Raw genomic sequence first — 12,836 nt, forward strand, 5'->3', positions numbered from 1 at the left:
ATTTGCCGTCTGGATGGCCATGGGCGGCCGCCGGTTGGCGAAATCTGCCTTTCCGTGCTAATTAGGTTGCGTGACGCTTTTTATCAGGTACAGTGTGGGATTTTGCGGCGTCGGGTGGAAGGTTTTGTTTACGCCATGAATAAAACTCACACAGCCATACTTCTGGGGCATGGGTGAATAGCAGGCAGGATCAACAACTTGCGTTCAGGTTGAGCAGTTGGGCAACCAAAAGAAAAAAATCTGTTGATCTCTTGCCAGACTGCCGCAATATAAAAAAAGAGACACGAATTGCCGCGGCACGGCGAGATAAAAGACTTCTTTTTAGAAGAAATAAATTAGGTAAAGGTAAATATGGGTAAAGCTCTCGTAATAGTTGAGTCCCCGGCAAAAGCCAAAACTATTAATAAATATTTAGGAAGTGACTACGTGGTGAAGTCCAGCGTCGGTCATATCCGTGATTTGCCGACCAGTGGCTCAGCCAGCAAAAAGAGCGCTGACTCAACCGAAGACAAAGCCAAGAAAAAAGTTAAAAAAGATGAGAAGGCGGCGCTGGTAAATCGCATGGGCGTCGACCCTTACCACGGCTGGAAAGCGCATTATGAAATCCTGCCGGGTAAAGAAAAAGTGGTCGCCGAGTTAAAATCGTTGGCGGAAAACGCCGACCACATTTATCTCGCAACCGACCTTGACCGCGAAGGGGAAGCCATCGCCTGGCACCTGCGGGAAGTGATCGGTGGGGATGACAAACGCTTTAGCCGCGTGGTGTTTAACGAAATCACCAAAAACGCAATCCAACAGGCGTTCAAACAGCCGGGCGAGCTGAACATTGACCGCGTCAACGCGCAGCAGGCACGCCGGTTTATGGACCGCGTGGTGGGCTATATGGTCTCGCCGCTGCTGTGGAAGAAAATCGCCCGCGGCCTGTCCGCCGGCCGCGTGCAGTCGGTGGCGGTGCGCCTGGTGGTTGAGCGCGAACGCGACATCAAGGCCTTCGTGCCGGAAGAGTACTGGGAGCTGCATGCCGATCTGCTGGCGAAGGGTGAAACCGCGCTGCAGATGGAAGTGACCCATGCGCACGACAAACCGTTCAAGCCGGTCAACCGCGAGCAGACTCACGCCGCGGTCAAGCTGCTGGAAAAAGCCCGCTACACGGTGCTGGATCGCGAAGATAAACCGACCAGCAGCAAGCCGGGCGCGCCTTTCATTACCTCCACGCTGCAACAGGCCGCCAGCACTCGCCTGAGCTTCGGCGTGAAGAAAACCATGATGATGGCGCAACGGCTGTATGAAGCCGGCCACATCACCTATATGCGTACCGATTCCACCAACCTGAGCCAGGATGCGCTCAACATGGTGCGTGGCTACATCGGTGACAACTTCGGCGACAAATACCTGCCGAAGGCGCCGAATCAGTACAGCAGCAAAGAGAATTCGCAGGAAGCGCACGAAGCGATCCGTCCTTCGGACGTGAACGTGCTCGCCGAGCAGTTGAAAGACATGGAGGCGGACGCGCAGAAGCTGTATCAGCTGATCTGGCGCCAGTTCGTTGCCTGCCAGATGACGCCGGCGCAATACGATTCCACCACGCTGACGGTGAAAGCCGGCGATTATCAACTGCGCGCCAAGGGCCGTACGCTGCGCTTTGACGGCTGGACCAAGGTGATGCCGGCGCTGCGCAAGGGCGATGAAGATCGCACTCTGCCATACGTCGAAATCGGCAGCGAACTTGATCTGCAGAAACTGATCCCAAGCCAGCACTTCACCAAGCCGCCGGCGCGCTACAGCGAAGCCTCACTGGTGAAAGAGCTGGAAAAACGCGGTATCGGCCGTCCGTCCACCTACGCCTCCATCATCTCGACCATTCAGGATCGCGGTTATGTGCGGGTGGAAAGCCGCCGCTTCTATGCCGAGAAAATGGGCGAGATCGTCACCGATCGCCTGGAAGAGAACTTCCGCGAGCTGATGAACTATGACTTCACCGCGCGCATGGAAGACGGCCTTGATGAGGTCGCCAACAACCAGGCCGAGTGGAAAGCGGTGTTGGACGAATTCTTCGTCGACTTCAGCGAGCAGCTGGAAACGGCGGAGAAGGATCCGGAAGAAGGCGGCATGCGGCCTAACCAGATGGTGATGACCAGCATTGACTGCCCGACCTGCGGCCGCAAGATGGGCATCCGTACCGCCAGCACCGGTGTGTTCCTCGGCTGTTCCGGCTACGCGCTGCCGCCGAAGGAGCGTTGCAAAACCACCATCAACCTGGTGCCTGAAGCGGAAGTGCTCAACATCCTCGAAGGCGACGACGCGGAAACCAACGCGCTGCGCGCACGCCGCCGCTGCCAGAAATGCGGTACGGCGATGGACAGCTATCTGATCGACAACCAGCGTAAGCTGCACGTCTGCGGTAACAACCCGGCGTGTGACGGTTATGAGATCGAAGAGGGCGAGTTCCGTCTGAAAGGCTATGACGGCCCGGTGGTGGAGTGCGACAAATGCGGCTCGGAAATGCACCTGAAAATGGGGCGCTTCGGCAAGTACATGGGCTGCACCAACGAGAACTGCAAAAACACCCGTAAGATCCTGCGTAACGGCGATGTCGCGCCGCCGAAGGAAGATCCGGTACCGTTGCCAGAGCTGCCGTGCGAGAAGTCCGACGCCTATTTCGTGCTGCGTGACGGCGCTGCCGGCGTGTTCCTGGCGGCCAATACCTTCCCTAAATCGCGCGAAACCCGTGCGCCGCTGGTGGAAGAGCTGGCTCGCTTCAAGGATCGTCTGCCGGAGAAACTGCGTTATCTGGCCGATGCGCCGGTCGCGGATGCCGAAGGCAATAAAACGCTGGTGCGTTTCAGCCGTAAAACCAAGCAGCAGTACGTCTCCTCTGAAAAAGACGGCAAGGCGACCGGTTGGTCTGCGTTCTACGTGGACGGCAAGTGGGTTGAAGGCAAGAAGTAAGGCTGATGTCCTGCCTGCAAGATGAAAAACCAGCCCTGGCGGCTGGTTTTTTATTGGTGAAAAGGGGCAAACGGATCTATCCTTTGCTGTTTTTATCCCTCCGACACCGCCGTTTCACGTTGATACCAATGCAAAATAATCGTTATCATAGTGTGACGCGGATCTATACTTGAAGCTGCAACGTGGTATAGTGGTTATATAAAAAGTTTTTTTATTATTAAAGCTTATTAACAACGGCGCTTTCTTCACCATCAGGGTAGAACACGGTGTTTATGGCTTGTGAGTTTCAGCATACCGGGGCGACACCGATATACCTGGCTGCGGGTAAGCCGCAGTGTTTAACCTAGGATGGTATAAGATATGAAATTGCAGCAGCTTCGTTACATTGTGGAAGTGGTTAACCACAACCTGAATGTCTCCTCGACGGCAGAAGGGCTCTATACCTCGCAACCCGGCATCAGTAAACAGGTGCGCATGCTCGAAGATGAGCTGGGCATCCAGATTTTCGCCCGTAGCGGCAAGCACCTGACCCAGGTCACCCCCGCCGGCCAGGAAATCATTCGCATCGCGCGTGAAGTATTGTCCAAAGTGGACGCCATCAAAGCCGTTGCCGGTGAACACACCTACCCGGACAAAGGCTCGCTGTACGTCGCCACCACGCATACGCAGGCTCGCTACGCCTTGCCCAACGTGATTAAGGGCTTTATCGAGCGTTACCCGCGCGTCTCGCTGCACATGCACCAGGGGTCGCCGACGCAGATCGCCGAAGCGGTCTCCAAGGGCACCGCCGATTTCGCCATCGCCACCGAAGCGCTGCACCTGTACGACGATCTCATCATGCTGCCGTGCTACCACTGGAACCGTGCGGTGGTGGTGAAGCCCGATCATCCTTTGGCGGGCAAAAGCAGCATCAGCATTGAAGAACTGGCGGCTTACCCGATCGTCACTTACACCTTCGGCTTTACCGGCCGCTCGGAGCTGGACACCGCCTTCAACCGCGCCGGCCTGACGCCGCGCATCGTCTTTACCGCCACCGACGCCGACGTGATCAAAACCTATGTGCGTCTGGGACTGGGGGTGGGGGTGATCGCCAGCATGGCGGTGGATCCAGTGCAGGATCCGGATCTGGTGACGGTGGATGCGCGCGATATCTTCACCTACAGCACCACCAAGATCGGCTTCCGCCGCAGCACCTTCCTGCGCAGCTACATGTACGACTTTATTCAGCGCTTCGCGCCGCACCTGACGCGCGACGTGGTCGACAGCGCGGTGGCGTTGCGTTCCAACGAAGAGATTGAAGCGATGTTCAAGGACATCAAGCTGCCGATTAAATAGCCGCCAGCGTTGACGACATCAAACAACACCCGGACAGGCCTGCGCCTCTCCGGGTTTTTTATGCGTAAAACCCTGCGCCATAACACACCCCATTCGCAAGCTGCGCTAATCCAATCTTGGTTGGGGGAACGCGTAATGGCGCTTTAACGTCAGACCGACTCCCTCTGTCATTTCCACTAAGTTTCTGAATAACGCCCATTCTGCCTTAAGACAGCTTATGTCTTCCTTGTTAGGAATCATCTGAAAACAAAGTGTTTTTGTTCTGGCAAAGAGTTTTTTTTCTCTCGGAAGTTAAAGTAATGCTAACCAATTGCCAGCGGAGCCGCTTATCTCATGACCAGCCGTATCTCTGTTCAATTGCCCGTTGAGGGCCTGCTTTTTTGGAAGCTGGCGGGCCGTGAGGCCTTGTCCGAGCCGTTTGCGCTTACGCTGACCTTGCTGGGCCGGGATGCCCGCATTAATCGCAGCGAGCTGTTGGGGCAACCGGTCACGGTGAATCTACCGACGGGACTGCTGTCAGCGGATCGCCATATCAATGGCAAAGTGACCCGCGTTGCCGTCAGTGCCGTCGAATTAAGTGGCACGCGTTATGCTGTGTATACGCTGACGGTGGAATCGGATCTATGGCCGATGAAGCGGGATCGCAATCTGCGCATCTTCCAGGGCCAGACGGTGCCGCAAACGGTGCATGCTTTGCTCAGCGAATATCAGGTTAACGTAGAGGATAAACTCACCGGTCGCTATCGGGTGTGGGATTACTGTGTTCAGTATCAGGAGAGCAGTCTCGATTTTATCAGCCGCCTCATGGAGCTGGAGGGTATTGTTTACCATTTTCGCCATGAGGCGGGCCGCCACACGCTGGTGCTGACGGATGCGGCAGGGCAGTATCAGCCGTTTAGCGGCTACGAGACGATTCCTTACCATCAGACTCCGTCTGGCGGCAGCACCCTCGAGCAGGGCATCGGCCAATGGGCACCGGAAGACAGCGTAACGCCGGGCATTTACGGTTTGGACGACTATGACTTTCGCAAACCGAACGCCTGGCTGTTCCAGGCTCGCCAAAACCCGGCCTCGCCGATGCCGGGCAGCATCGACGTCTACGATTGGCCGGGCCGCTATGTCGAGCACGCCGATGGAGAATTCTACGCACGCGTGCGCCAGGAACGCTGGCAGGTGGAACATCAGCAGGTACATGGCACAGCAACGGCGATCGGAATCGCGCCGGGCTATACCTTTACCCTGATCAACGCCCCGTATTTCAGCGATAACGGCGAATACCTGACGACGGCCGCCGATTATACGTTCTCCGAGAACCGCTACGCCAGCGGCGAAGAAGGAGAGACGATTCATCGCATCGACTTTACGGTTATCCCGGCTGCTACCGTCTTTCGTCCGCTGACGGTGACGCCGTGGCCGCGCACCTATGGCCCGCAAACGGCCAAGGTGGTGGGGCCCGTCGGCGAGAATATCTGGACGGACAAATACGGCCGGATAAAAGTGAAGTTTCACTGGGATCGCCGCGCCAAAGGGGATGATACCAGTTCGTGCTGGGTGAGGGTCTCGAGTGCCTGGGCGGGGCAAGGGTTCGGTTCGGTACAGATACCGCGCGTCGGTGATGAAGTGGTGGTGGACTTTATTAATGGCGATCCGGATCGGCCGATTGTCACCGGGCGCGTCTACAATGAAGCGAGCATGCCGCCGTGGGTGTTGCCGGCGGCGGCTACGCAAATGGGTTTTATGACTCGCAGTAAGGACGGAAGCCGGGACAACGCCAGCTATCTTTTTTTCGAAGATAAGGTGGGCAGCGAGGCCGTGGAACTGCACTCCGAAAAGGATATGAAGGTTTCGGTGGAAAATGACCAGCAGGTCAATATTGACGGTAACCGGTCGACAACTATCCTCAAGCAACAGCAAGACGAAGTGACGGGCAATGCCACCTTCCATTACAAGAGCCAGCGCACCACCACGGTGGATAAAAAAGAAACCGGCTATTTTAATGGCGGTGTCGCTACGGAGATCAAGGCAGGGCGGACGTTCGACATTAAGGACGGCGGTGACAAGGTAACGATCAAAGGCGACCGTACCAGCGATATCGACGGGAATGAAAGCCACCATGTCTCCGGCAAACTGACTGAGACCCTGGATAAAGGGCGGGACGTTACGATCGGCGCTGGCGGCCATAAAGAGAACATCACGGGGGGCGTTACCCGCGAGATCAAGGGCGGCGTCAACGAAACGATCAAAGACGGCGTTACCACCAATATCAATAGCGGCGACTGGACGCAAAACGTCAACGCGGGAACCATTACGATTTACAGCCCGCATCAGATAAAAATTGTCAGCGGCGAAAAGATCAGCCTCGAAGCGCCGGAGTCCGTGTTCAATCCCAAGCTGCACAGCCTGACCGTGACTGCCTTCAGTGAAAGCATTACCGGTAATAGCGTATCGGCATCGGCGATAGCCAGCAGCATCGTTGGCGTGTCCAACGGCCTGACGGGGCTATCCAATTCTTATAAGCTGAAAGAGTTTTCAAAGACGGCGTTCAAAACGGAAACGAACGGGGTGGTGGTGAATGTCGAGGTGACCAATATCAGCAACAGAACGCTGAATGTAACGAATAACTCATTGTTTATAATTACATAAAATGGAGCAGCACGCTTATGTCTCTGGCTGATATGTCGAAGTACTTCCTGTATGCGGGGATCGCCACCCCTGTCGTGATGGGCATTTTCTTTTACTGTATTTTTAAAAACAACGGCGGTAACTCGACCGAGATGTCTGCAGTTAAAAACTATCTCAACAAGGACAGCTGGCAAGGTGAAATTATCGCCTCACACCTCGAATCCTGTCGGCAAACCAACACTCGATATGGCAATGACTTTTTCTTTGACGTTGATTTTTATCTCCCGGGCGACACCCGACTCCACACTGCCAAGGCCCTGGTTCAACCAGGCCAGATGCATCTACTGCGCAAAGGGATGGACATCAAGGTAAAGAAGGGGCGTAAGAATCAGCTGGCGGTTGTGGAGATGGATTTCCCCGCTGAGCTGTTGTAGCTAACCTTTCCCTGCCAAAGCGCCGCATCGTTGCGGCGTTTTTGTTGGCGTATTGCCTAACCCCTTGGCTGGGCTCGCACTTCCTTTCCGCTGATTGTTCCCACCTATCGTTGTGATCAAATCGTGTTGTTATCAAAACGTTAACTTATCTTTGTGGTATCTTTAAACAAGACCTCACTGATTACCCTGTTTTAGTCACAATAAGAAATGGAGGAGCTATGTCGTCCGATCTTCGTGAAACAAGTCTGGATAAGCTGGTTGCACTGAATAGCGAATATTACTACTACAGTCTGCCGCTGGCGGCGAAGCAGCTGGGTGATATCGACCGGTTGCCGAAATCAATGAAAGTGCTGTTGGAGAACCTGCTGCGCCATGTGGATGGCGATACCGTGCAGGTTGACGACCTCAAGGCCATCGTCGCCTGGCTGCAAACCGGCCATGCTGACCGTGAGATCGCCTATCGTCCGGCGCGCGTGCTGATGCAGGATTTTACCGGCGTTCCGGCGGTGGTGGATCTGGCCGCGATGCGCGAAGCGGTACGGCGACTGGGCGGCAACGTCGACCAGGTGAATCCGCTGTCGCCGGTGGATCTGGTGATTGACCACTCGGTTACCGTCGATGAATTTGGCGACGATAACGCCTTCGAAGACAACGTGCGTATCGAAATGCAGCGCAACCACGAGCGCTACACCTTCCTGCGCTGGGGGCAGAAAGCCTTCAACCGCTTCCGCGTGGTGCCACCGGGCACCGGCATCTGCCACCAGGTCAACCTCGAATACCTCGGCCAAACGGTCTGGCACAGCGACGAAAGCGGCCGCCGCGTGGCTTATCCCGATACGCTGGTGGGCACCGATTCCCACACCACCATGATCAACGGCCTGGGTATCCTCGGCTGGGGCGTCGGCGGTATCGAAGCGGAAGCGGCGATGCTGGGCCAGCCGGTGTCGATGCTGATCCCGGACGTGGTCGGCTTTAAGCTGACCGGCAAGCTCCGCGAGGGCATTACCGCCACCGACCTGGTGCTGACGGTGACTCAAATGCTGCGTAAGCATGGCGTGGTCGGCAAGTTCGTCGAGTTTTACGGCGATGGGCTGGCCGATCTGCCGCTGGCGGACCGGGCAACCATCGCCAATATGTCGCCGGAGTTCGGCGCCACCTGCGGTTTCTTCCCGGTGGATGACGTTACGCTCGGCTATATGAAGCTCAGCGGCCGCAGCGCCGAACAAATCGCGCTGGTGGAAGCCTACGCCAAAGCGCAGGGCATGTGGCGTAATCCGGGTGATGAACCGGTCTTCACCAGCTCGCTGGCGCTGGACATGTCAACCGTGGAAGCCAGCCTCGCCGGGCCAAAGCGCCCGCAGGATCGCGTTGCGCTGCCGAATGTGCCGCAGGCGTTCAAGGCCGCCACCGAGCTGGATATCGGGGGACACAAGGCCAATGCCGACAGCAAAACCTTCACGCTGGACGGGCAGCAGCACGAACTGCGCGACGGCGCGGTAGTGATCGCGGCGATCACCTCTTGCACCAACACCTCCAACCCGAGCGTCATGATGGCGGCCGGCCTGCTGGCGAAAAACGCCGTCAAGAAAGGGCTACGCAGCAAACCCTGGGTAAAAACCTCGCTGGCGCCGGGTTCCAAAGTGGTGACCGACTACTTTGACAGTGCCAAACTCACCGCCTATCTGGAAGAACTGGGGTTCAACCTGGTGGGATATGGCTGTACCACCTGTATCGGCAACTCCGGGCCGCTGCCGGATCCCATCGAGCAGGCGATCAAAGAGGGCGATCTGACCGTGGGCGCGGTGCTGTCGGGCAACCGTAACTTCGAAGGGCGCATCCACCCGCTGGTGAAAACCAACTGGCTGGCCTCGCCGCCGCTGGTAGTGGCTTATGCGCTGGCGGGCAGCATGAAGATCGATCTGACCAAAGAGCCGCTGGGCGAGGGTAATGACGGTCAGCCGGTCTATTTGAAGGACATCTGGCCGAGCAGCCAGGACATCGCTCAGGCGGTGGAAGAAGTGCGCACCGAGATGTTCCACAAGGAATACGGCGAAGTGTTCGACGGAGACGCCAACTGGCAGGCGATCCAGGTGACCGGTTCGGCGACTTATCAATGGCAGGAGGATTCTACCTATATCCGCCATCCTCCGTTCTTCAGCACCATGAAGGTGAAGCCGGATCCGGTGCAGGACATCAAGGACGCGCGCATTCTGGCGATTCTGGCCGACTCGGTGACCACCGACCACATCTCGCCGGCGGGTAACATCAAGCGCGACAGCCCGGCGGGGCGTTACTTGAGCGAGCACGGCGTGGCGCCGCAGGATTTTAACTCCTACGGTTCACGCCGCGGCAACCACGAAGTGATGATGCGCGGCACCTTCGCCAACATCCGCATTCGCAACGAAATGGTGCCGGGCGTGGAAGGCGGCTATACCCGCCATATTCCGTCGCAACAGCAGCTGTCTATCTACGACGCCGCCATGCAGTACCAGCAGGAGAAAGTGCCGCTGGCGGTGATCGCCGGTAAAGAGTACGGTTCCGGCTCCAGTCGCGACTGGGCGGCGAAGGGGCCGCGCCTGCTGGGCGTGCGGGTGGTGATAGCCGAATCCTTCGAGCGCATTCACCGCTCAAACCTGATTGGCATGGGGATTTTGCCGCTGGAGTTCCCGCAAGGGGTGACGCGCAAAACCCTGGGGCTGACCGGGGATGAGCAGATCAGCGTTGGCGGCCTGCAACAGCTGCAGCCGGGCCAGACGGTGCCGGTGCATATCACCTATGCCGACGGGCGCAAGGAAGTGGTCGACACCCGTTGCCGCATCGATACCGGCAATGAGCTGACCTACTACGAAAACGACGGTATCCTGCACTATGTGATCAGGAAAATGCTGTAATTAAGCAATAAAAAGGGCGCCGCGAGGCGCCCTGATTGTTTCCACCGCGGTAGCGATCACTTCTGGTCGAGCAAATGGCCCATTTTGGCGGCCTTGGTGGCCAGATAGCGTTCGTTCTTCGGATTGCGGCCGACGATCAGCGGCACGCGCTCGCTGATATTGATACCGGCTTCGGTCAGGATCTCGACCTTTTTCGGGTTGTTGGTCAGCAAACGCACCGCGTCGACGCCCAGCAGTTTGAACATATCGGCGCACAGGGTGAAGTCGCGCTCGTCGGCGGCGAAGCCGAGCTGATGGTTAGCTTCCACGGTGTCTGCGCCCTTATCCTGCAGGGCGTAGGCGCGGATCTTGTTCAACAGGCCGATATTGCGGCCCTCCTGGCGATGATAAAGCAGGATGCCGCGGCCTTCTTCGGCGATCTGTTCCAGTGCGGCTTCGAGTTGAAAACCGCAGTCGCAGCGCAGGCTGAATAAGGCGTCACCGGTCAGACATTCGGAATGCACGCGTGCGAGTACCGGCACTTCGCCGGAAATATCACCGAATACCAGTGCCAGATGGTCATGCCCGGTCGCCAGTTCTTCGAATCCTACCATCAGGAAATCGCCCCAAGGTGTCGGCAGTTTAGCCTCTGCCACCCGTTTAAGCTGCATGTCATTCTCCACAAAAACCTACGATTCAATCATTGTCGCGCATCCTAAGTCCGGTTCAGTGAATTGACCAAGACTAAAACGTGCTACGCCGATCTCTATTTCGTTAATTATCGGCTATTTTGCCACAACTTCTTGCCGGGCGGTGCTCAGCAAACCAGCAGATGGCGTTTTCTGACCACCTATTATTGCGATAGGTTGCCTATCTGTTTAATTTTTCGCGTGTTATCAATATTGCACTCTTGTTACACTGCAGACTGATTCACGCAGAGGAAAACGGGAATGTATGAGATAGCGAAACGTACGGCGGGCGGCGCGCTGCTGCTGCTGTTGATGCCGCTGGTAGTATGGGCATCCGGCTGGCACTGGCAGCCCGGCGGCAATGATCGGCTGCTCAAAGCGCTGTACTGGGTGACCGAAACCGTGACCTCGCCGTGGGGCATTCTGACCAGCGCGATCCTTTGCGGTTGGTTTTTGTGGTGCCTGCGCTTTCGGTTGAAGGCGGCCATCGGTCTGGCAATCCTGCTTTTCGCCGCACTGTTGATTGGGCAGGGGGTCAAATCGTTGATCAAGGATCGGGTGCAAGAACCGCGACCGTTTGTGGTATGGCTCGAGCAAACCCACGGTGTGGACGGAAAATATTTCTATTCGCTGCACCGCAAAGAGCGCAGCGCGCTGGTGCGCGAGCAGTTGCAAGACCAGACGCTGGTGCCGAACTGGCTGCGTAAGCACTGGCAGTTTGAAACCGGCTTCGCTTTCCCGTCGGGGCATACGATGTTCGCCGCCACCTGGGCACTGTTGGGCGTAGGGCTGCTGTGGCCGCGCCGCCATTATAAAACTGTCGCGCTGCTGATGGTGTGGGCAACGGGTGTGATGGGCAGCCGTCTGCTGCTGGGCATGCACTGGCCGCGCGATCTGGCAATGGCCACGTTGATCAGTTGGTTGCTGGTGGTGATCACCTGCTGGCTGGCGCAGCGTTGGTTCGGTCCGCTGACGCCGCCGCCGCAAGAGCAGCAGGAAATCGCGGCGCGCAAGCCGGAATAATCACTTCTTTCACAGACGCCGTTCAGGCGCCTGCCACCAAGACCTTAACGCCTACCTTTTCAAATGCCTGCAGTGCGGAATCGCTAATTCCGTTGTCGGTAATCAAATAGTCGATATGCTGCCAGTCACAAGGCAGCGCAAACATTGAAACCTTATCGATCTTGCTTGAGTCGGCCACCACATACACCGTGTTGGCTGCATTGATCATCGCCATTTTCAGTTTGATGTCGGTTTCGCTTGGGAAACTGAGCCCGTGGCGGGGCGAGATGCAGGCCGTCGCGAGGAACAGCTTTTGCGCCAGCACGTTTTCGAAGAAGCTGGCGGCTTTGTCCCCGGAGGTGGAGAGCGTGGGGAATTTGAATGAGCCCCCGGTCAGCAAAATATTCACACCCGGTTCGCCGCCCAGCTGCAGTGCAATATTGACGCCGGTGGTGATAACGGACAGTTTCTTTATGTGATTCAGGTGATTGGCGATAGCCGTGGTGGTGGTGCCTGAATCAAGAATGATGGTGTCGCCGGGCTCGATAAAACCGGCGGCGAGCTTGCCGATGCGATCTTTGGCGGTCAGGTTAACCTGGCGTTCCAGCAGCATGGCATGAGTATTTTGCTTGCCATCAACCAGAGTTGCACCACCGTGGAAGCGCTGCACATAGCCTTGCTGCTGCAGGACGCGCAGATCGGTACGAATGGTCGCCTCGGTCAGCTTGAAGGTATCGGTAAGCATTTTGACCGTCGCCGAGCCGTCTTCGCGGATCATGTCGAGGATCTTTTCGCGCCGTTGCTGCATTTCCGCCAGCTGTTCGCTTTTGCTTTTCAATCGAAAGACTCCTGCACCTATCAGTACCTGTCAGTTCCCGCCGCGCGGTTTGCTACGGCAACTCCTTATTGATGCGTTGAATTTTAGCTCGCGATTA

At 56.8% G+C, this 12,836-nt stretch carries 8 protein-coding genes; 6 read left to right on the forward strand and 2 right to left on the reverse strand.

The genetic code is table 11. The features are described 5' to 3' along the window. The first annotated feature begins 351 nt into the window (after positions 1-351). From topA to acnA, 5 genes are all read left to right on the forward strand, one after another. Complete coding sequence (gene topA / locus RE418_RS17505; protein WP_004930691.1) at positions 352-2,949, forward strand: type I DNA topoisomerase; 2,598 nt, start codon at positions 352-354, stop codon at positions 2,947-2,949. 360 nt (positions 2,950-3,309) lie between these two features. Next, positions 3,310-4,284: an HTH-type transcriptional regulator CysB gene (gene cysB / locus RE418_RS17510; RefSeq protein ID WP_004930690.1), complete on the forward strand. Its 975-nt coding sequence runs from the start codon at positions 3,310-3,312 to the stop codon at positions 4,282-4,284. Between the two features lie 333 nt (positions 4,285-4,617). Then, a complete protein-coding gene (locus tag RE418_RS17515; protein ID WP_060447748.1) occupies positions 4,618-6,927 on the forward strand; it encodes a type VI secretion system Vgr family protein in 2,310 nt (769 codons plus the stop codon). 17 nt (positions 6,928-6,944) lie between these two features. Then, on the forward strand, positions 6,945-7,340 hold the full coding sequence (locus RE418_RS17520) for a hypothetical protein (protein WP_043142513.1): 396 nt from the start codon (positions 6,945-6,947) through the stop codon (positions 7,338-7,340). A gap of 218 nt (positions 7,341-7,558) precedes the next feature. Beyond that, a complete protein-coding gene (gene acnA, locus RE418_RS17525; protein WP_399675360.1) occupies positions 7,559-10,231 on the forward strand; it encodes an aconitate hydratase AcnA in 2,673 nt (890 codons plus the stop codon). Positions 10,232-10,287: 56 nt separating this feature from the next. Here the strand turns inward: acnA and ribA are convergent, their stop codons facing one another. Next, positions 10,288-10,881: a GTP cyclohydrolase II gene (ribA, locus tag RE418_RS17530; RefSeq protein ID WP_025303036.1), complete on the reverse strand. Its 594-nt coding sequence runs from the start codon at positions 10,879-10,881 to the stop codon at positions 10,288-10,290. A gap of 279 nt (positions 10,882-11,160) precedes the next feature. Between ribA and pgpB the strand changes: the two genes are divergently transcribed. Continuing rightward, complete coding sequence (gene pgpB / locus RE418_RS17535) at positions 11,161-11,922, forward strand: phosphatidylglycerophosphatase B (RefSeq protein WP_167324350.1); 762 nt, start codon at positions 11,161-11,163, stop codon at positions 11,920-11,922. A 22-nt stretch (positions 11,923-11,944) separates the two neighbouring features. Here pgpB and RE418_RS17540 read toward each other — a convergent pair whose 3' ends face one another. Next, a complete protein-coding gene (locus RE418_RS17540; RefSeq protein ID WP_164063296.1) occupies positions 11,945-12,739 on the reverse strand; it encodes a DeoR/GlpR family DNA-binding transcription regulator in 795 nt (264 codons plus the stop codon). Between the last annotated feature and the right edge of the window lie 97 nt (positions 12,740-12,836).

It is taken from the genome of Serratia sp. szju (assembly GCF_044594185.1).
GTDB lineage: Bacteria > Pseudomonadota > Gammaproteobacteria > Enterobacterales > Enterobacteriaceae > Serratia > Serratia bockelmannii.